We start from the raw sequence: 19,672 nt of genomic DNA, 5'->3' as shown, positions 1-19,672 counted from the left end.
GGATCAGAAGCCGGGGAACACCTTGCGCAGGTCGTCGAGGGTGACCTTGTCGCCGGTCAGGGTGACCGACGCCGGGGTGTAGCGCTCCGCGTTACGGCCGGTGACCAGGCGGATCAGGAACTCGGCCGGGACGGTCAGTGCGCCGTCGGCGGCCGGGCCGGTTGTGGCGCCGTCCGTGGCGGGGCCGGTTGTTGTGCCGTCGGTGGCCGGGGTGGTCGGGGACTCGGTCAGCTGGACCGAGTCGGTGATGGCCAGCGTGTACGAGCGGGCCGGCTCGGTCGTGGTGACGGTCAGGATCGCCTCGCCGTCGTACTGGTCGGCCTTCGCGGCCCAGCCGAGCAGGCGCGGGATGGTCTCGAGCAGGATCTCGGTGGCCTCGGGCGCCAGTGTCGCCTCCGGGTCGAGAGCGACGCGGACGTCCCAGCTGTGCAGCGCGAACTCGTTCAGGCGGGCGCCGGCCGCGGTGGCGACGTCGACCGGTTCGGGCATGTAGCCGAGGTCGATGCGCAGGTCGGTGAGCTGTTCGTCGGTCAGGGCTTCGTAGCGCTCGATCAGGGTCCGGCCGGCGCTGAGGAAGTTCTCCGCCTGCTCGGCCGGGCTCATCGCGTTCCAGCGGTCCCAGGTGTTGGTGTTGAAGTCGGCCGGCGGGAGCCCGGAGCCGTCGAGCGCGCCCTCGAGCGCGGCCAGGTTGATCACCGAGCCGCTGCCCAGGTGGCTCAGCACGTCCGCGACCTTCCACTCGCTCGCGGCCGACGGGCGGACCAGGTCCTCCGGCGGGAGGCTGCCGATCAGCTCGGCGAGGGTGTCGAAACCGGTACGCAGGGCGCCGACGGCGCGCTCGGCCTTGCTGGTCATCAGGTGTCTCCCGGTGATGGATGAACGATCAAGTAATGACAGCAACCGGGGTGGCCGATTACTTCCCGATCACCGGGAGAATCTGCGTCAGGGGAGACGGACGTAGCCGAGGGTGGCCTTGGTGGCGATGGTCTCCAGCGCGGCCTGGTCCTCCGGGCGGCCGGAGACCGAGAGCTCGAAGCCGGTGTCGGTGGCCTTGTCGATGGTGACGAACCGGTCGAGGACCAGGCGGGTGCCGCGGGCCGGATCGGTGTAGGTGTAGGTCAGCGTGGTGTGCTGGAAGGTGAGGCCGGCGAACACCTCGCTGGTCGCCTTGCCCGAGCTGTCGGTCTGGGAGAGCAGGCGGAAGCCGGGAGTCGAGCGGAGCGCGGCGAGCTTCTGGGCGACGTACGTCGCGCGGGGTTGCGACTTGGTGAGAACGCCGTCGAGGCGGAGGGTCCAGAGCTTGTTCGGGCTGGTGAAACGGGACTCGAAGGTGGACAGCTTCGCCATCGACCAGGTCGACGGGACGGGGACGATGACGCCGAGCTCGGTCTTGGCGTCGCCCCAGACCCGGTTGGTGTAGGTGAGGCCCGCGGTGGTGAGAGGCGGGACCGTGGGGGCAGCGGTGCTGGGCGCCGGGGTGCTGGGCGTTGGAGCGCTGGGCTTCGGCGTACTGGACGTGTTGGCGGCTGGGGCTGAGCTGGCCGGGTGGGTCAGCAGCAGGGCAGTGGTGACGCCGGCGGCCAGGACGGCGGCTGCGATGGTCGTGGCGACGCGGGTGCGGGTCCTCATGGTGCTCGGTTCGATGCCGGTCGGCCCGGAAAAGTTCACTGCTCCGGAGGCGGCGCGAACTCGGCCCGTACGCCGAGCAGCCGGACCGGCCGCCGCAGCTCGAACTTCGCAAGCACGGTGAGCGCCGCATCCGCGACGACCGCCGGGTCCTGCGTCGGCGCGGGCAGCTTGCGCGACTTGATCGGCGTGAAGAACGTGATGAAGCGGACCTTCACGTGCACGCGCTGGATCCAGCGCCCGTCGGCGACCACCTCGCGGGTCAGCTCCTCCGCGAGCTCGCGGACCCGGTCCTGGATCTCGACCGGATCGGACAGGTCCTCGGGATAGGTGACCTCGTGGCTGCGCGAAACCGGCTCACGCGGGACGTCGGTGACCTCGGTGTCGCCGAGGCCGCGGCCGAGCGCGCCGTACCAGGCCCCCATCTTCGGGCCGAAGCGTTCCTTCAGGCCGTCGAGGTCGGCCGCGGCGAGATCGGCGACGGTCTGCAGGCCGAGGTCGTTCAGGTTCTGCGACATCCGGGCGCCGATCCCCCACAGGTCGCGGACCGGGCGGTGGTGCATCACCTCGGCCCAGTTCTCCTGGGTGAGCCGGAACGTCCCGCCGTCGCCGGCCCGCTGGTCGGGCCCGGGTTTCGCGAACCCGGTCGCGAGCTTGGCGCGGACCTTGTTGTCGCCGATCCCGATCGAGCAGGTCAGCCCGGTCCGCTCGAGCACCGCAGCCTGCATGTCCCGCGCCAGCGCCTCGGGATCAGACGTCGTCGCACCGACGAAGCACTCGTCCCAGCCCCACACCTCGACCGTCACCGGGAACGAGCGCAGCACGTCCATCACCTCGACCGACGCCGCCTCGTACGTCGCCGCGTCCGACGGCAGGAACACCGCGTCCGGACACTTCTTGTACGCCGCCTTCAGCGGCATCCCCGAGTGCACACCGAACGCGCGCGCCTCGTACGACGCCGTCGCGACCACTTGGCGCCCCTGCTGCGGATCGCCCGACCCACCGACCACCACCGGCACCCCGCGCAGCTCGGGCCGCCGCCGGATCTCCACGGCCGCGATGAACTGGTCCATGTCGACGTGCAGCAACCACCAGTCCGCGGTCATACCTCAGGGGTATCACAAGCGACCGAACAGGTCTTGGAAATCCAGCCGCCTGGAACAGCAGAGTGGAAGGCGAGCGAAGGAGACAACATGAAGGTGTTCATCACCGGTGGATCCGGTTACATCGGCCAGGTCGTGATCGAGGCGCTGCTGCGGCACGGCCACGAGGTGACCGCGCTGGCGCGCAGCGATCGGGCGGTCGGGCTGGTGACCGCGCGGGGTGCGAAGGCGGTGGTCGGTGAGCTGACCGACGCCGCCGTACTGCGCGAAGCGGCGGGCGCGGCGGACGGCGTACTGCATCTGGGGGCGTCGGGTGAGCGGAGTGCGGAGGTCGATCGGGCCGCCGCGGACGCGTTGCTCGACGGGCTCGACGGGCGTGGGACGTACGTGCACACCGGTGGGGTGTGGGTGTACGGCGACACGGACGGCGTGGTCGGGGAGGACGCGGTGAAGCAGCCGCCGGCGATCACCGCGTGGCGGTTGGAGAACGAGGCGCGGGTGCTGGAGACGGCCGCGCGTGGGTGGCATCCGGTGGTGGTGATGCCGGCGCTGGTCTACGGGCGGGCGAGCGGGCTGATCGAGACGTTCTTCGTCGAGCCGGCGCGGGCTCGTGGCGCGGTCGGACTGGTTGGCGATGGGTCGAACTCCACGACGCTCGTGCACGTGGACGATCTCGCTGAGCTGTACGTGCTGGCGCTGGAGAAGGCGCCGGCGGGAGTGGAGTACGTCGGGGTGGCGGAGAACCGGACGTTCGCGGAGCTGGCGCCGGCGCTGGCCGCGGCTGCTGGTGTGCAGGAGGTACGGGCGCTGGCGAACGCGGCCGAGGAGGTGGGGCCGATCGCGGAGGCGTTCGGGCTGGATCAGCGGATGACGAGCGAGCGGGCGCGGCGGGAGCTCGGGTGGGTGCCGAAGCACCTGGACGCCGTACGAGATCTCGCGAACGGGAGCTGAGTCAGAGCTGCTTGCGCATCATCTGGCTGACGGTCTCGAAGCCGAGCGACTCGTACAGGTTGATCGCGGGCGCGTTGTTGCCGAAGACGTTCAGGTCGAGCTGGGAGTAGCCGCGGAGCCGGCACTCCTGTTCGGCGGCGATCATGATCGAGCGGCCGTAGCCCCGGCCGCGCTGCTGCTCCTCGACCTCGACGCCGTAGATGTACGGGACCGGGGTGAGCACGCTGATCCACAGGCTGCCGACCAGCGTGCCGTCCGCGGCGAACGCCGACCAGAGCAGGTGCTTGTCGGTGCCGAGCCCGTCCGGGAGCAGCTTGTCGACCTCGGTCCGGGCGAACGCGATCGCGGCCGCGCCGTCCAGGCCGCGCAGCGGGCCGATCCCGGCCGCGAACGAGCGCGCGTTGCGGTCCTGCCAGCCGGCGTACTCGGCGGCGGTCATCGTGCGCAACGTGACCGGGGGCGGGGTGCTCATTGCGCCGACGATAGTCCTCGGGCGGGCAGATGGCGATCGTGTTGCGGTCAGCGCTCTGTTGGCTCACAGCGGGCTCCGTCACGCACAGTGCTCATAGGGTGTCAGCCGAGGTAGTTGCCCTTGGCCACCAGGAGGAGCAGACGTGCGCGTGTCACCTGTACGCACCACGGCGGTCGGCGTGCTCGCCGCGGCAGTCGCGATCGGAATCGGGCAGCTGCCGTCGAGGTCGGCCGCCGCGGACACCACCGGTCCGGCGCCCGGCGGCGGGCCGGTCGCCGTCCAGGGCGGCGGCGGAGCGCACGCCGACGAGCTGGCCAACCCGCTCGAGGACAAGCGCCGGGAGCTGCGCGAAGCGGCGCTGAACGGCGTACTGAACGGGTCGGTCAAGGCCGAGCAGCGCGGCGCCAGCAAGGTGGTCAAGGTCGGCCAGGAGGTCGCCGTCCCGGCGGCCCGGGACGGGCTCGGCAAGATCAAGATCGCCGAGCACCGCAAGGCCCAGTACGTCGAACTGGCCCGCGAGAAGACCGACAAGATCTTCGTGATCCTGGCCGAGTTCGGCACCAAGCGGCACCCGGACTTCCCGGACCGCGACACCGATCCGGACACCGCCGGCCCGACCACCTTCGACGGCCCGGTGCACAACGCGATCCCGGCGCCGGACCGCAAGACCGACAACTCGACGGTCTGGCAGGCCGACTACTCCGCGCAGCACTACCGCGACCTCTACTTCGGCAAGGGCGAGTCGGTCAAGACGTACTACGAGAAGCAGTCGTCGGGCCGGTACAGCGTCGACGGCACCGTCTCGGACTGGGTGAAGGTGCCCTACAACGAGGCCCGGTACGGCCGCTCGAACGGGACGCCGTGCCCGGACACGATCTGCAGCAACACCTGGGCGCTGATCACCGACGCGGTCGGGCAGTGGGTCGCGCTGCAGAAGAAGGCCGGCAAGACCGACGCCGACATCAAGACCACGCTGCAGTCCTACGACCAGTGGGACCGCTACGACTTCGATGCCGACGGCAACTTCAACGAGCCGGACGGCTACCTGGACCACTTCCAGATCGTGCACGCCGGCGGCGACCAGGCCGACGGTGACCCGCACCAGGGCGAGGACGCGATCTGGTCGCACCGCTGGTACGCCGACCAGAACCACACCAGCGGCCCGGCCGCGAACAAGCTCGGCGGCGTCCAGGTCGGCGGTACCGGCCTGTGGATCGGCGACTACACGATCCAGCCGGAGAACGGCGGCCTGAGCGTCTTCGCCCACGAGTACGGGCACGACCTCGGCCTGCCGGACCACTACGACACCTCCGGCCAGCCCAGCCAGAACCCGGTGAACTGGTGGAGCGTGATGTCGCAGTCGCGGTCCGGGGCCAAGGGTGACGTCGGGATCGGCCTCAAGCCGCAGGACCTCGGCACCTGGGACAAGCTGCAGCTCGGCTGGCTCAACCACGTGACGGTGAAGGCCGGGCAGACCAAGACGGTCGAGCTCGGCCCGCACGAGTACAACTCGGCGCGGCCGCAGGGCCTGGTCGTCTCGCTGCCGAAGAAGAAGGTCACCAAGCAGCTGGTCGCGCCGGTGGCCGGCGCGAAGTCGTGGTGGAGCGGGACCGGCGACAAGCTCGACAACACGCTGACCCGCAAGGTGACGCTGCCGGCCGGCAAGGCGTCGCTCGCCTTCCAGGCGAACTGGCGGATCGAGGACTGCGGCGCCGACGCCTGCGACTACGCGTACGTCGAGGTGAACGACGGCAGCGGCTTCAAGGCGATCCCGGGCAGCATCACCAAGGCGGCCGAGGCCAACGGGATCGACGGCAACTCCGGCGGCTGGAAGCCCGCCACCTTCGACCTGTCGGCGTACGCCGGTAAGACGGTCGACCTGCGGTTCCGGTACGCGACCGACTCGGCGACGCACGAGCTCGGCTTCTTCGCCGACGAGATCAAGCTGACCGCCAACGGGCAGGCACTGGTCACCGACGGCGCCGAGAGCGGCGCGGCCGGCTGGACGGCCAAGGGCTTCCAGGCCGCCGGGTCGTCGGTCACCACGGAGTACGACCACTACTACCTGGCGTCGAACTACACCTACAGCTCGTTCAACCGCTACCTGCAGTACGGCCCGTACAACTTCGTCGGCAACCCGCGGCCGAACTGGGTCGAGCACTACCCGTACCAGGACGGCCTGCTGGTCTCGTACTGGGACACCTCGGTGTCCGACAACGAGACCGCCGTGCACCCCGGCCAGGGTCAGTGGCTGCCGATCGACGCGAACCCGGCGCTGCGGCCGAACCCGGCCGGCGGTTTCTGGAAGAGCACGCTGCAGAGCTACGACTCGACCTTCGGGATGCAGCCGTCGGACTCGTTCGACCTGACCGTGAACGGCAAGAAGCACCACTTCGCCGGGCCGCCCGCGGTCCCGACGTTCGACGACCGCAACGAGTTCTGGTCGGCGAAGGTCCCGTCGTACGGCGTGAAGGTGCCGCACGTCGGCGTGAAGATCAAGGTGATCAGCCAGCGCGGGACCAACGTGCGGCTGGTCGTCAGCCCGTAGTTACGCTGAATCCATGGCGGACGACGGTGCGGGCCCGGTCACCGACGAGCCGGCCGCTGCTTCGGCCGGCCGGCTCGCGGCCGAGTGGGAGCAGCACCGGCCCGCGGTGTTCGGCGTCGCGTACCGGCTGCTGGGCAGCGTCGCGGACGCCGAGGACGTCACCCAGGACGTGTGGTTGCGCGCTGCGGGGTCGGACCTCAGCGCGATCGACAGCCTGCGGGCCTGGCTGATCACGGTCGCCGCGCGGCGGTCGTACGACATCCTCAAGAGCGCTCGGGTTCGCCGCGAGACGTACGTCGGGCCGTGGCTGCCGGAGCCGCTGCTGACCGGGCCGGACGCCTCCGAACAGGTTCTGGTCGACGAGTCGGTCAGCGCGGCGATGATGCTGGTGATGGAGGAGCTGAGCCCGCCCGCGCGGGTCGCGTTCGTGCTGCACGACGTGTTCGGCTTCGAGTTCGACCGGATCGCGGAGGTGCTCGACACCACCGCGCCGGCCGCCCGGCAGCTCGCGTCGCGGGCGCGGCGGCGCGTGGCGGACGCCAAGCGGTCGACCGCGAAGACCTCCAAGGCGGAGCGCGAGCGGGTGCTGTCGGCGTTCCGTGCGGCGTACGAGTCGGGTGATCTCGAAGGGCTGGTCCGGGTGCTCGACCCGGACGCGGTCTACGTCACCGACGGCGGCGGCCGGATCAACGCGGCCCGCAAGCTCATCCACGGCGGCGAGCGGATCGCCGAGGTCATGCTCCGGGTCCGCCGCCAGTGGGACCTGGACCGGGTGGAGGTCGTCGAGGTGGGCGGCGAGCTCGGGCTGATGTTCTACCGGAAGGGCCGGCTCTGGTCGGTGGACACCTTCGAGATCACCGACGGGCTGATCACGGCGTACCGGAGAGTGATCAACCCGGACAAGCTCGGGCACGTCACGCCCGGTGGGGCTACCTCGTCCTCCTGACGAGAACGCAACACCGCGTTACCGAGAACCGAACAGGAGCCCCTCCATGCTTGGAGTGCGGATCGCCGTCGGCCTCCTGGCCGTCGTCCCCTTGGCCGCCGCGTGTGCCGCGCAGGACGAACCCGTCCACGCGGCACCGGTCGCGACGACCAGCCCGATCGGCAAGCCCCCCGCCGAAACCCTCACCCCGCTGAAGCAGCTCGCACTGCCGAACGTGAAGGGCAAGACCTTCACCTCGGCGATCGTCGACTTCCCGCCCGGCGCCCAGGCGGCACCGCACCGGCACGGGACGGCGTTCGTCTACGCGTACGTGCTCGAAGGCAGCCTGCGCAACCAGCTCGACGACCAGCCCGCGACGACGGTCAAAGCCGGCGACAACTGGGTCGAGCTGCCCGGCGCGCACCACGGCCGCGCCGAGAACGCGAGCGCGACCGAACCCGCCAAGCTGCTGGTGGTCTTCGTCTCCGACACCGGAGCCCAGGTCAAGATCGACGACCCGTCGTGAGCGGCACCGAGCGGGTCCGGATCGAGAAGCAGCACAGCCCGGCGTACAAGGCGCTGGTCGCGATGTCGGTGGAGGCGGACCGGGCCGCCGAGGTGGCGGGGATCGACCCGCTGCTGGTCGAACTGGTCCGGATCCGGACCTCGCAGCTCAACGGGTGCGCGTTCTGCCTGCGGATGCACACGGGTGACGCGCTGAAGAAGGGCGAGACGGCCGAGCGGCTCGCGGTGCTGCCGGCCTGGCGGGAGACCGGGTACTTCTCCGGGACCGAGCGCGCGGCGCTGCGGCTGGCCGAGGCGGTCACGCTGGTGTCCGACGGGCAGGTGAGTGACGAGGTGTACGACGCCGTGGCCGCGGTGCTGACCGCGGAGCAGATCTCGGCGGTGGCCTGGCTGGTGATCGCGCTGAACGCGTTCAACCGGGTCGCGATCACCGGGCGGTACCCGGTTCACCCCTGATCGGGGCCGCGTCCGGCCGCGGCATGTGACGCGGCCGGACGTTTGCGCTCGGGTACCTGGATCCGTGCCGCGGTTGTGAGGCCGCGGCACCATCCCCGATCCGAGCCGAGGTGAGTCATGAGGCGCAAACCGCCCGCCGGGGCCGTCACCAAGGCCCCCGACGGCCTGCCGTCGGCGATGATCGAGAACTGGGCCTGGCACGACCACGCCGCCTGCCGGGACGTGAACCCGGAGCTGTTCTTCTCCGCCGAGTCCGAACGCGGGCTGCGCAAGCACGCCCGTGAGCTGCTCGCGAAGTCGCTGTGCGGGACCTGCCCGGTCCGGCTGCAGTGCCGCGAGCACGCGCTGATGGTCGGCGAGATGTACGGCGTCTGGGGCGGCACGACCGAGGAGGAACGCGAACCCGCCCTCCACGGCCGGCACCGCTAGCCGCTGCTCAGCTCAGTCGAACAGCTCGTCGAAGAACGACTTCTTCTTCTTGCGCTGCGGGTACTGCTGGCCGTACTTGTTGCGGTCGTCGTACCGGCGGTCGTTGTCGTAGCGCCGGTCGTCGTAGCGCTTCTCCTCGTACCGCTTCTCCTCGTAGCGCGGCTCGGGCGCGCGCTGCTGCTGCGGGCCGTTGTAGGCGACCTCGGCGTCCACCAGCTTCTCCAGCTCACCCCGGTCGAGGAAGATCCCCCGGCACTCGGTGCACTGGTCGACGGTGACGTTGCTGCGCTCGTACGTCCGCATAGCGCCCCGGCACTTCGGACAGATCAGGCTCTCCATCGCACCACCCTAAGTGACGAAAACCCCGTCCTGACGCGGTTTCAGCGAACTCTCAGGAACCCACACAGCGCCTGCCGGAAACTCTTAGGAACGCGTGAACCGGTCCCGCTCGGAGACTCCCTGCTGAGTCAGGTGCTCACGTCCCGCGGGAGCGTCGTACGGCTCCGGCCAGAAGTCGGTCACCCGGGCGACCAATCCGTCCCGCAGCTCGAGGAAGACCAGCGCGACCATCTGCTGATCACCCACGGTGAACAGCAGCGAGGCTGACGCGTTCGCGTCGTCGGCGAGGAGACGGGTGACCTCCAGTCGCCAGTCGCCGGGGTAGTCCTGGTTGAAGCTCAAGTACCGGTCGCGGCCGGTGATCTGCTCGCCGGTCTGCGGCAGCTCGTACCGGACGTCGTCGGTGAGGAGCGTGCCGAAGGCGGACCAGTCGCGGGCGTTCATGGTGCTGAAGTAGCGCTCGGCCACGGCGCGGGTGTGCTCGGTGGTGGTCATGGCGGGACGGTAGACCCGGGGGCCGACATTCTGTGGTGAGAGGATGCAAGCCGGTCCGGGTGACGAGGGAGTTCAGGTATGGGTGAGCAGTCCGCGGGGCTTCTGGGGCGGCGGCGGGCTCGTGGGTTGTGGGTGAAGGGGGCTCGGCAGCTGGGGTTCGCCAAGGCTGACGAGAAGGCGGCGACGGTGGACAAGCCGGCGGCGCTGGAGAACTTCACCAGGGCGGTCGAGCTCGATCCGGGGATGACGGATGCCTGGCTCGGGTTTCATGCGGCCGGTGGGGACGCGGACACCGCGCTGGACAAGCTCGTTGCGGGCGTGAAGCGCTTCGGTGAGGAGCGGGACGCGGACAAGCGGCGGCTGAGCTCCACGTTCCGGGCGGGGTGGTGGTTCACGCACTCGCTCGAGACCACCGACCACGTCTGGCACGCGGAGGCGCTGCGGCGCCTCGGAGCCGGTGACACCGAAGGCGCGGCCGAGGCGACCGGGAAGGTGATCGAGGAGCTGCGGCGCAACTTCCTCGAGGCCGCGGTCGCGATGCATCGGTCCGACTTCGACACCGCGATCGGCATCCTGCGCCGGATCCCCACCGACGGGCACCTCGGCGTCGAGGCGCAGCTGCGGCTCGGGATGCTGCTGGCGACCGTCGAGCAGTGGAGCGAGGCCGAGACGATCCTGCGCCAGGCCGCGGGCCAGCAGCTCAACTCGTTCGTCGCGATGGACGCGGAGTACTACCTCGGCTTCGTCTACCGCGGCACCGACCGCGAGCAGCACGCGATCCGCCAGTTCGAGTGGGTGTACGAGCGCGACAACTCGCACCGTCAGGTCGCCGAGGCGCTCGCCGACACGAACGTCCGCCTCAGCACCCGGCGTACCGAATCCCGCGGTACGGCGTCGCAGCCCGCGCCCGTGATCCGCCGCGGCAACCCGTCAGCGCCCGCGCTGCACCGTCAGCCCGACTGGGGAGCGGTCCAGGGTGTGCTCAACGAGCTCGACCGCAACGTCGGCATGCAGGACGTCAAGCAGCAGGTCTCGGCCGTCGCCGCGCAGGTCCGGGCCGGTCTGATGCGCGCCGAACGCGGCCTGCCGACCGCCAAGCTCGGCGGTCACCTGATCTTCGCCGGCCCACCCGGCACCGGTAAGACCACGGTCGCCCGCGTCGTCGCCCGCCTGTACTGCGCGCTCGGGCTGCTCGCCGCGGACACGGTGATCGAGACCGACCGCTCCGGCCTGGTCGCGGACTGGATCGGCCAGACCGCGACGAAGACCAACGAGGTCGTCGACTCCGCGCTCGACGGCGTGCTGTTCATCGACGAGGCCTACGCGCTGAAGAAGAAGGGCACCAGCACCAACGACTTCGGCACCGAGGCGATCGACACGCTGCTGAAGCGAATGGAGGACGACCGCGACCGCCTGGTGGTGATCGTCGCCGGGTACTCCGAACCGATGGCCGAGTTCCTGGAGGCGAACCCGGGCCTGCGCAGCCGGTTCTCGACCCGGATCGACTTCCCGCGCTACACCGCCGACCAGCTCCGCGAGATCGCGGTCCGGCTGGTCGCGAGCCGCGGCGACCACATCACGCCGGAGGCCACCGCGAGCCTGACCGCCGCGCTCGACCAGGTCTGCGCCAACGGCCGGATCGACGAGCTCGGCAACGCGCGGTTCATCCGGACCGTGCTCGAGACCGCCGGGAAGCACCGGGACCTGCGGCTGTTCCACTCCCCGGGGTTCCCGACCGACCTCGAGCTGGTCACGCTGGACGGCTCGGACCTGAAGTCCGCGATCCAGGAGATCCTGAGCTTCTGACGCTCGCCCAGCCCTTCTCCCGAAACAACTACCAGGCCGACATCCGAACAAGTACCAGCCCTCGATCGGTGGCCGGTACTTGTTCAGGTGTGGCTGGTAGTTGTTTCGGGTGTGGTTGGTGGTTGCTCGGGTGGAGGCCGACGAGCTGTCCGCGGTTCTACTTGAAGCGGGCCAGGAAGTTCTTCAGGATCGGGCCGGCCGTCTTGCCGCCGGACTCGCCACCCTCGATGATCACCGCGAACGCGACGTCACCGCGGAACCCGACCATCCAGGCGTTCGTTCCGACCTTGCCGTTGGTGACGACCTCGGCGGTCCCGGTCTTGGCCGAGACGACGCCGCTGGCGGCCAGCGCGTGCGCCGTCCCGCCGGTGACCGTGGTCCGCATCATCGTCCGCAGCGCGTTGGCCGTTGCCGGGGGCAACGGTGCGGCGGCCGGGCCGGCCGGGTCCTTGCCGGTCACCAGCACCGGCTTCATCGCGGTCCCGTGCTTGACCGTGGCGCCGATCAGCGCGACGCCGAGCGGGCTCGCGGTGACGGTGCCCTGACCGATCATCGAGGCGGCCTCGGCGACGTCGTCCTTGGGCGCCGGCACCTCCCCGCCGTACGCCGGGATCGAGCTCTGCAGCTCCTGGCCGAGGCCGAACATCGCCGCGGCCTTGGTCATCCCGTCCTTGGGCAGCCGCCCGTGCTGGGAGATGAACGCGGTGTTGCAGGACTGGTTGAACGCCTTCTGCATGGTGCCGTTGCCGTACGGCGCGAGGCCGTCGTAGTTCTTGAAGGTCTTGCCGAAGACGTTGATCGTGTTGGTGCAGGGCAGCGCGGAGTTCGCGGTCAGCCCAGCGCCCATCAGCGCGGCCGAGGTGACGATCTTGAACGTCGAACCCGGCGCGTAGTGGCCCTGGAAGGCGCGGTTGTAGTTCGTCGCGGTCGGGCCGTTCGCGGCGGCCAGGATCTGCCCGGTCGACGCCTGTACGGCGACCAGCGACGCGGGCAGCTTGCTGGTGGCCAGCGCGGCCTCGGCGGCGCGCTGCAGGTTGGTGTCCAGCGTGGTGCGGACCGGCGTACCGGCCTTGCCCTCCTGCTTGAACACCTCCTTGATCACCATCTTGGTCTTGCCGTCGCGCAGGTTCACCTCGCCGCCCGGTGTCCCGGCGAGCTGCTGCTGCATCGAGTACTGCAGGCCGGTGGTGCCGACCTGGTCCTGGCTGGAGGCGGTCGGGCCCGCGTTCTTCAGGGTCTCGGCGGTGGCGGTCTTCATGGTGCCGATCACCGAGCGCGCGAAGGTCGAGCTCTCCGGCAGCGACTGGGTGCCGCCCATGGTGAGGACGCCGGGCAGGTTGCCCATGACCGGGCGGAGCTTGTCCCACTCCTCGGCGCGGATCGTGATCGCGTCGACGAACTGGCCGGCCGGGGCCGCCTTCGCCCGGTTCCACAGCTTGGTGCCGTCGACGTCGAGGTTCTTGGTGAACGCGGCGTACGTCGCAGCGGTCGCCTTGTTGCCGGACGCGACACCGACGATGACGACCGGGCGGTTGCTGGTCAGCGGCTTGCCGGTGCGGTCCAGGATCGAGGCCCGGGCCGGGACGGTGCGGACCCGCTTCAGGTAGTTCGCGTCGCCGAGACCGGGGTAGATGGTGTCGCCGGAGGCCTTGATCTTCCAGGCGTCGCCGGTCTTCACGACGGTCGCCGTACTGGTCCACTTCATCGTGCCGATGCCGCGCAGCACGGCCTCGACCGCGAGCTCCTGGGTGCAGTTGCTGTCGTCGGAGCAGTTCGGCTCACCCTGCGGCGTGACGGTCGCCGACTGCGCGACCAGCGCGGTGTCGACGTCGTCGAGCCGCGGGCCGAAGGTCGCCGGGTTGTCGGTCAGCGCAGCGGCCTCGGTCGGCTTGCCCTCCGGCGCCCAGGCCTTCACCCAGCCGGCCGCGAACGCCTTCACGACCTCGGCCGAGGCCTGCTTCTCGTCGTTCGGGTCGGCCTTGCCGCCGTCGGCGGACTTGCTGTCGGAACAACCGGCGGTGACCAGCAGGGCACCCAGACAGACGATGGCAGCAGTTCGCTTCACGATCTCCACTCTCGCACGGCGACGGTTTGACGCTTCCGAACAGTCTTCGGCGTGTGCCCAGCCTGCCACGAGGGGGAAAATACTCAGCCGGCCCACAGGAGTACGACGCCGAGCGGGGCGCCGCGGTTGGTTTTCGGTCTGTCAGAGCTTCGTTCAGACCGCGAGCTGGATCACCGCGAAGACCGCCGACTCCGGGTCGGTGAGCACCGCCATCCGGCCGAAGTCGGTGTCCAGCGGGTCACCGCTCAGGCGCCCGCCGGAGCGTTCGGCGCGGGCGACGGTGGCGTCGAGGTCCGCGGTCGCGAAGTACGGCAGCCAGTGCGCGGGGGTCTCGGCCGGCATCTCCGGGTGGAACTCGCCGGTGCCGGCGACCGGCTTGCCGGCGGCGTACAGGGCGGCGTAGCGGGCGTCGGCGTACTGGTCGCCGGGGCCGCCGAAGTCCTCGGTGCTGCCGATCTCCTCGACGCGGTAGCCGAAGACCTGCGTGTAGAACGCCTTCGCCTCGTCGTACCCGCGACTGAGGGCTTCGCTCCAGACCAGCATGCCCGGGTCGGAGCCGCGGCCGGTGCCGATGTGGTCGGTGGCCTGCCAGAGGCCGAAGATCGCGTCGTTGGGGTCGGTCGCGATCGCCATCCGGCCGTGCACCGAGACGTCGGTCGGGTCGAGCAGCAGCCGGCCGCCGGCCTCGACGACCGCGGCCGCGGTCCGGTCGACGTGGTCGGTCGCCAGGTACGTCGTCCAGCGGCTCGGCAGCGTCTCGGTGCCCGGGTGCTTGCCGCCGATGCCGCCGACGTCCTCGCCGTCGACGCGGCAGATCCAGTAGTCGCGGGTGCTCTGGTGCTCGCACTGCCAGCCGAACAGACCGGCGTAGAACTCGGTCGCCGCGCGGGCGTCGGTCGCGGCCAGGTCGACCCAGTTCGGCGTACCGGCCGGCCAGGGGGCGGTGCGATCGGCCATCGGTGCTCCTGCGGGAATTAGTTACCAGGGGCACTTAACCTGCCAGGCACTACAGGTCACGTCGAGGTGATCGCCGGGGGATCGGGTAACGGTTCGGTCACTCCGGGGTATTCTCCCCGGTTGTGACCCGCCTTGCCCTGCACAGCCGGCTGATCGCCGGCACCGAAGAGTCCTACGCGATCGAGCACGCCCGGGTCTGGCCCGAGCTGATCGTCGTGATGAACAACGCCGGCATCAGCGACTGGAGCATCTGGCGCAGTGGCCGGGACCTGTTCCACCTGGTGACCTGCGACGACTTCGAGGCCGCGGTGGCGCAGCTCCGCGACGACCCGGTCGACCAGCGCTGGCAGCAGCACATGAGCCAGTTCGTCGAGGGGTTCGCCGAGGACGGTGCGCCGCTGCAGCACGTCTGGACGATGTCCGAGCAAACCAGCTAACTACGCATCTCCCAGACCAGGATCTCGGCGCCGTCGGGTCCGGCGGTGACGCGCTGGCCGTCCGCGACCGGGATGCGGGCGGCGTCGGCCTCGCCGAGCTCGCCCGCGCCCTCGAGCGTGACGGAGCCGAGGGCAACGAACAGGTGCACGTACGGCGCCACCGGCAGCTGCACCGCCGTACCGGGTTTCAGTCTGGCGACTGACATCCCGGCGTCGCGCTGGTTGATCCGTACGGCGGTCGTGGCGGCGTGCTTGGCCAGCCCGGACGCCACCGGCACGAGCTCGCCGCTGCTCAGGTCGACCTCCGCCTGCTGGTACGACGGCGGGAGGTCGAGCTCGTCCGGCCGGACCCACATCTGGATGTAGTGGACCGGCTCGCCGCCGTCGTTCCTCTCCGCGTGCCGGACGCCGCTGCCGGCGCTCATCCGCTGCGCGAGCCCGGGATGGACGACGCCGCGGTGCCCCTCGGAGTCCTCGTGGGTGAGCGCACCCCGCAGAACCCAGGTGACGATCTCCAGGTCCTGGTGCGGGTGGCTGCCGAACCCGGTGCCCGGGGCAACCACTTCGTCGTTGTGCACGAGCAGCGCGCCGAAGCCGACGTTGCGCGGGTCGTAGTACGGGCCGAACGAGAACGAGTGCCGCGACTCCAGCCAGTCCTCGGTGGTCCGGAACCGGTCAGCCGCACGGCGTACGTCGATGCTCACACCGACTAGTAATACCCCTTCTCGCCGTCGAGCAGCTCGCGGATCGTGTCCAGGTGCCCGACGTGGCGCGCGGTCTCCTCGATCATGTGCAGCACCATCCAGCGCAGCGTCGCCTGCCCGGACTTGAAGTCGGGGTGCTTCCCGGTCTCGTCCAGCGAGTGCGCGGCGATGATCTCGTTGGACCGCTCGCACTGCGCCTCGAACTCGTCGAGCAGCTGCTTCAGCGGCGCGGTCGGCATCATGTCCGCGTCCTCGGGCAGCGACTCGTCGAACTGCGGGTTCTCCGCGGACGAGCCGTTCAGGAACAGCACCTCGAACCAGCAGTGCTCGACCCAGCGCAGGTGGTAGACCAGCCCCGCCATCGTCATCGCCGGCGACGTCGGTAGCACCGACCGCGTCTCGTCGGCCTCGGCCAGCCCTTCGCACTTCCACCGCACCAGCGCCCGCTGCTGATCCAGCCACCCCACCAACTGGGTGCGCTCATCGGCAACGAAAGGCGGGCGTTCGCGAGAAAACGTCATGGGCGGACCGTACTCGGGCCCTCGGCCCGCCCGCGACGCAATTTAGCGGCCCTGCAACGACTTCACGTTGTCGCCGAAGGTCCAGTTCTTCGAGCCGTCCCAGTTGATCGACCAGGTCATCAGGCCCTTGAGCTGACCGTTGAAGCTGTTCCAGGCCTGGCTGACCAGGGACGGTGACATGTAGCCGCCGCCGGCGCCGTTCTGGGCGGGCAGGCCGGGCACCTGCTTGTCGTACGGGACGCGGATGGTCACACCCTGGATGACCAGGCCGTTGTTGAGACAGGTGGTCTGGGCGACGAAGCCCTGGACGGTGCCCGCGGAGTACGAGTCGCCGGAGCAGCCGTACATGCTGCCGTTGTAGTACTGCATGTTCAGCCACCAGAGGCGGCCGTTGTCGGCGTACTTCTTGATGATCGGGAGGTACGAGCCCCAGATCGAGCCGTAGGTGACGCTGCCACCGGTCACGTACGCCGTCTCCGGCGCCATCGTGAGACCGAAGTTCGACGGCATCTTGGCCAGCACGCCGTCGATGATGCGGATCAGGTTCGCCTGCGAGGTGGACAGCTGGTTGATGTTGCCGCTGCCGGTCAGGCCGGTCTCGATGTCGATGTCGATCCCGTCGAAGTTGTACTGCTTGAGGATCGGTACGACGGTCGCCACGAACCGGTCGGCGACCGCCGACGAGCTCAGGTCGATCCCGGCCGTCGCGCCGCCGATCGACAGCAGGATGGTCTGGCCCGCCGCCTTCGCCGCGCACATCTCGGCCGGCGTCGCGACCTTCACGGTCGCGTCCATGCCGTCCTCCCACTTCACCGTCCCGTCGGACAGGATCACCGGGAACGCCGCGTTGATCACGTTGTAGCCGTGCTGGCCGATCCGGGCGTCGGTGATCGGCGTCCAGCCGAACGGCGGGTGGACGCCGTTGGAGGCGCCGTCCCAGTTCTCCCAGTAGCCGTGCAGGACCTTGCCGGCGGAGCGGGACTTGACGGCGCAGGTCTCGCCGGCGGGTGGGGTCGTGGGCGGGGTGGTCGGTGGCGTTGTGGGCGGGGTCGTCGGGGGTGTGGTGGGCGGCGTGCTGTCGCAGGCGCCTTCGTCGAGCCAGAGGGAGGGAGCGGCGACCGGGTTCCAGCCGGAGCCGGGATGCGCGGTATGCGCTGCCCGGGCGGCGTACGAGCGGTTCTGGTAGGTCACCTTGGCACCGACGGCGTAGCTGACACCTTCAGCCCAGGCGGGTCCCGTGCAGGCCGCTTGGACCGAGGCCTGTCCGGCCTGAGCCACCAGCCCCGCCGACGCGAGCAGCACCCCGGCTGCCACCGCACTCGCGAACGCCGTACCGATCCGTCGGTTCATGGCCGCTCCTCAGCTCAATACGCAGTGACCTGTCGTTTCTCCACGGTAGGCGCTGACGGAGTGCTGGGCTACGACAAGTCGGAAAGCCGACAGCAGAACGGGACTCCGGCCGCTCGGTGGGCGGCCGGAGTCCCGGTTCGTGGGTGCCGGGGGAGGAGGGGCCCCCGGCACCGTCGTGTCACCCCGTGGGGTTGCCGTTGTCTGAGCCGAGCTTGGCCTTGGCCGTCTGGCCGGTCTGGCCGGAGCGGTTGTAGGTGATCGTCACTTCATCGTCCGGGCGGTGCGAACGGACCGCGGCGACCAACGCGTCCCCTGACGCGATCGCCTTGCCGTCGATCGCGGTGACCACGTCACCGCTCTTCAGGCCGGCCTTGTCCGCCGCACCGCCGGACGTCACCTCGCCGAGGGTCGCTCCTTGCGTGAGCCCGTCGGAGGACTGCGCGTCGCCGACCGTCACACCGAGCCGCGCATGTGTGGCCTTGCCCTTGGCCACCAGCTCGTCGATGATCGGCTTGGCCTGGTCGATCGGGATTGCGAAGCCCAGGCCGATGTTGCCGCCTTCGGATTGTCCCGATCCTCCGGCGGTCTTGATCGCGCTGTTGATTCCGACCACCTGGCCGGCGAGGTCGATCAGGGCGCCGCCGGAGTTTCCCGGATTGATCGCGGCGTCCGTCTGGATGGCTGGGAAGACCGTCGTACTGTCCTGCTCCTCGCCGCCCGAGGTGACCGGGCGGTTGAGCGCCGAGACGATCCCACTCGTCACGGTGGCGTCCAGGCCGAACGGCGAACCGATCGCGACCACACCCTGCCCGACGCCGAGGTCCCCGCTCTTGCCCAGTACGGCGGGCGTCAGGTCCTTGGCGTCGGCGCGGATCACCGCGAGGTCGGTCAGCGGGTCGGTACCGACCACGGTCGCGGAGACCGTGCGGCCGTCGTTCAGGATGACGCTGAGCCGGCCGCCCTGACCCGCACCGGCAACCACGTGGTTGTTGGTGACGATCAGGCCGTCCTTGCTGATCACGATCCCCGACCCGGTGCCGGAACCCTGCGAGGTGGTGAAGGCGATCTTCACCACGCTCGGCAGCACCTTCGCCGCGGCCTTCTGCACCGAGCCGTCCGGCGCGGAGACCGGGGCGGCTTGGCTGCCGTTCAGCGGAGCCGTCACCGACGGGGTCGAGCTGGAGTCGTTCGTGGCCGAGTACACAGCCGCACCACCCACACCACCGGCGGTACCGACCAGCAGGGCGGTGAGCGCCACCAGAGCCAGCCCACGCCGCTTCGGCTTGGGAGCCTCCGGCTGCTGAGCCTGCTGCGGGCCGAACGGCGGCGGGGGCCAGCTGGTACCCGGCGACGCCCCCTGATGCGCCCCGGTCGTACCGAACTGACCACCCTGCCCGCCGTGACCGCCCTGGTATCGGCCGTGCCCCTGCGGCGCGTACTGGTGCTGCGAGTGCTGCCCGTACCCACCCATCGGCAGCTGCTGCGTCCGCTCCTGCGGACTCGAGCCGTACGCCGGCGGCGTCCCCTGCGGACCCTGGTTCCCGTACGTCGAACCCTGCGCCGGAGTCTCGTCCCCCGACTGGTTCTGCGGCTGGTGCGGCTGGTTCTCGGTCATGCATCAACCATGAGCGCCGGACCTGAGAGACCCCTGAAGATCCCGTCAAAGCACCCAAAGAACTCCTTGAGGATCCCCTGAGCTTCCTGTGGGGAACCTGTGAAGAGGGTTGTTTTGATGGGTTGATGTGTTCGTCCCACGCGGTGCTACGCCCGCTCCTTCGTCGCGTGCTTCGCGCCGCTCCCACCCTTTCAATGGGTGCGCGTGCTTGCGCGTGCTTGCGCGTGCTTCGTTCGCGCGCTGACGCGTTTCCTGTGCGCCTAGCGGCGCCAGGTGCGCGCTGGCGCGCTGAGTTCCGCGCTGCCGCGCGGGCCGTGTCCGGCTGAGCGCCGCTGTGATGCGGCCGAG

The 19,672-nt window shown here is 70.0% G+C and carries 20 protein-coding genes; 8 read left to right on the top strand and 12 right to left on the bottom strand.

Annotated features, from left to right (window positions below):
• Positions 1–3 precede the first annotated feature (3 nt).
• The 3 genes from AB0M01_RS16625 to AB0M01_RS16615 form a co-directional block, all read right to left on the bottom strand.
• Positions 4–855, bottom strand: a complete 852-nt coding sequence (locus AB0M01_RS16625; protein WP_363670114.1) for a maleylpyruvate isomerase family mycothiol-dependent enzyme — start codon at positions 853–855, stop codon at positions 4–6.
• An 87-nt stretch (positions 856–942) separates the two neighbouring features.
• Complete coding sequence (locus AB0M01_RS16620; protein ID WP_363670112.1) at positions 943–1,629, bottom strand: hypothetical protein; 687 nt, start codon at positions 1,627–1,629, stop codon at positions 943–945.
• Positions 1,630–1,664: 35 nt separating this feature from the next.
• Positions 1,665–2,732, bottom strand: coding sequence for a DNA polymerase IV (locus AB0M01_RS16615; protein WP_363670110.1), 1,068 nt, complete (start codon positions 2,730–2,732; stop codon positions 1,665–1,667).
• 87 nt (positions 2,733–2,819) lie between these two features.
• Here AB0M01_RS16615 and AB0M01_RS16610 point away from each other — a divergent pair, with 87 nt between their 5' ends.
• Complete coding sequence (locus AB0M01_RS16610) at positions 2,820–3,680, top strand: NAD-dependent epimerase/dehydratase family protein (RefSeq protein ID WP_363670108.1); 861 nt, start codon at positions 2,820–2,822, stop codon at positions 3,678–3,680.
• 1 nt (position 3,681) lies between these two features.
• On the opposite strand, the gene AB0M01_RS16605 is transcribed toward AB0M01_RS16610, so the two are convergent.
• Positions 3,682–4,152 (bottom strand): GNAT family N-acetyltransferase, encoded by a 471-nt coding sequence (locus tag AB0M01_RS16605; protein WP_363670106.1) that lies wholly within the window; start codon positions 4,150–4,152, stop codon positions 3,682–3,684.
• A gap of 142 nt (positions 4,153–4,294) precedes the next feature.
• Between AB0M01_RS16605 and AB0M01_RS16600 the strand changes: the two genes are divergently transcribed.
• From AB0M01_RS16600 to AB0M01_RS16580, 5 genes are all read left to right on the top strand, one after another.
• Positions 4,295–6,700 (top strand): immune inhibitor A domain-containing protein, encoded by a 2,406-nt coding sequence (locus AB0M01_RS16600; RefSeq protein WP_363670104.1) that lies wholly within the window; start codon positions 4,295–4,297, stop codon positions 6,698–6,700.
• 13 nt (positions 6,701–6,713) lie between these two features.
• Positions 6,714–7,646, top strand: coding sequence for an RNA polymerase sigma factor SigJ (sigJ, locus tag AB0M01_RS16595; protein WP_363670102.1), 933 nt, complete (start codon positions 6,714–6,716; stop codon positions 7,644–7,646).
• Positions 7,647–7,692: 46 nt separating this feature from the next.
• Positions 7,693–8,151: a cupin domain-containing protein gene (locus AB0M01_RS16590; RefSeq protein WP_363670100.1), complete on the top strand. Its 459-nt coding sequence runs from the start codon at positions 7,693–7,695 to the stop codon at positions 8,149–8,151.
• On the top strand, positions 8,148–8,606 hold the full coding sequence (locus AB0M01_RS16585; RefSeq protein WP_363670098.1) for a carboxymuconolactone decarboxylase family protein: 459 nt from the start codon (positions 8,148–8,150) through the stop codon (positions 8,604–8,606). Before AB0M01_RS16590 ends, AB0M01_RS16585 begins: the two co-directional genes overlap by 4 nt.
• A 117-nt stretch (positions 8,607–8,723) precedes the next feature.
• Positions 8,724–9,035 carry a WhiB family transcriptional regulator gene (locus AB0M01_RS16580; RefSeq protein WP_184800389.1) on the top strand — a complete coding sequence of 104 codons (312 nt, stop codon included), beginning with the start codon at positions 8,724–8,726 and terminating at the stop codon, positions 9,033–9,035.
• A 12-nt stretch (positions 9,036–9,047) separates the two neighbouring features.
• Here the strand turns inward: AB0M01_RS16580 and AB0M01_RS16575 are convergent, their stop codons facing one another.
• On the bottom strand, positions 9,048–9,374 hold the full coding sequence (locus AB0M01_RS16575; RefSeq protein ID WP_363670096.1) for a zf-TFIIB domain-containing protein: 327 nt from the start codon (positions 9,372–9,374) through the stop codon (positions 9,048–9,050).
• A gap of 84 nt (positions 9,375–9,458) precedes the next feature.
• Complete coding sequence (locus AB0M01_RS16570; protein ID WP_363670094.1) at positions 9,459–9,869, bottom strand: nuclear transport factor 2 family protein; 411 nt, start codon at positions 9,867–9,869, stop codon at positions 9,459–9,461.
• Between the two features lie 78 nt (positions 9,870–9,947).
• Between AB0M01_RS16570 and AB0M01_RS16565 the strand changes: the two genes are divergently transcribed.
• Complete coding sequence (locus AB0M01_RS16565) at positions 9,948–11,675, top strand: AAA family ATPase (RefSeq protein ID WP_363670092.1); 1,728 nt, start codon at positions 9,948–9,950, stop codon at positions 11,673–11,675.
• Positions 11,676–11,832: 157 nt separating this feature from the next.
• Here AB0M01_RS16565 and AB0M01_RS16560 read toward each other — a convergent pair whose 3' ends face one another.
• A complete protein-coding gene (locus tag AB0M01_RS16560; RefSeq protein WP_363670090.1) occupies positions 11,833–13,740 on the bottom strand; it encodes a penicillin-binding transpeptidase domain-containing protein in 1,908 nt (635 codons plus the stop codon).
• Between the two features lie 153 nt (positions 13,741–13,893).
• Positions 13,894–14,697, bottom strand: a complete 804-nt coding sequence (locus tag AB0M01_RS16555) for a VOC family protein (protein ID WP_363670088.1) — start codon at positions 14,695–14,697, stop codon at positions 13,894–13,896.
• A gap of 122 nt (positions 14,698–14,819) precedes the next feature.
• Here AB0M01_RS16555 and AB0M01_RS16550 point away from each other — a divergent pair, with 122 nt between their 5' ends.
• The gene (locus AB0M01_RS16550; protein ID WP_363670086.1) at positions 14,820–15,134 is read left to right on the top strand and encodes an L-rhamnose mutarotase; all 315 of its coding nucleotides are present in this window, start codon (positions 14,820–14,822) and stop codon (positions 15,132–15,134) included.
• On the opposite strand, the gene AB0M01_RS16545 is transcribed toward AB0M01_RS16550, so the two are convergent.
• From AB0M01_RS16545 to AB0M01_RS16530, 4 genes are all read right to left on the bottom strand, one after another.
• Positions 15,131–15,838, bottom strand: coding sequence for a pirin family protein (locus tag AB0M01_RS16545; RefSeq protein WP_363670084.1), 708 nt, complete (start codon positions 15,836–15,838; stop codon positions 15,131–15,133). The two genes, AB0M01_RS16550 and AB0M01_RS16545, sit on opposite strands and share 4 nt — an antisense overlap.
• A gap of 5 nt (positions 15,839–15,843) precedes the next feature.
• Complete coding sequence (locus AB0M01_RS16540) at positions 15,844–16,359, bottom strand: DinB family protein (RefSeq protein ID WP_363670082.1); 516 nt, start codon at positions 16,357–16,359, stop codon at positions 15,844–15,846.
• Positions 16,360–16,401: 42 nt separating this feature from the next.
• Positions 16,402–17,709: a glycosyl hydrolase family 18 protein gene (locus tag AB0M01_RS16535; RefSeq protein ID WP_363670080.1), complete on the bottom strand. Its 1,308-nt coding sequence runs from the start codon at positions 17,707–17,709 to the stop codon at positions 16,402–16,404.
• Positions 17,710–17,887: 178 nt separating this feature from the next.
• On the bottom strand, positions 17,888–19,324 hold the full coding sequence (locus tag AB0M01_RS16530) for a trypsin-like peptidase domain-containing protein (RefSeq protein ID WP_363670078.1): 1,437 nt from the start codon (positions 19,322–19,324) through the stop codon (positions 17,888–17,890).
• Positions 19,325–19,672 lie beyond the last annotated feature (348 nt).

Source organism: Kribbella sp. NPDC051770, assembly GCF_040681455.1.
In the GTDB taxonomy this organism is placed as follows: Bacteria; Actinomycetota; Actinomycetes; order Propionibacteriales; family Kribbellaceae; genus Kribbella.
This window is presented reverse-complemented; position numbering and strand designations above follow the sequence as displayed.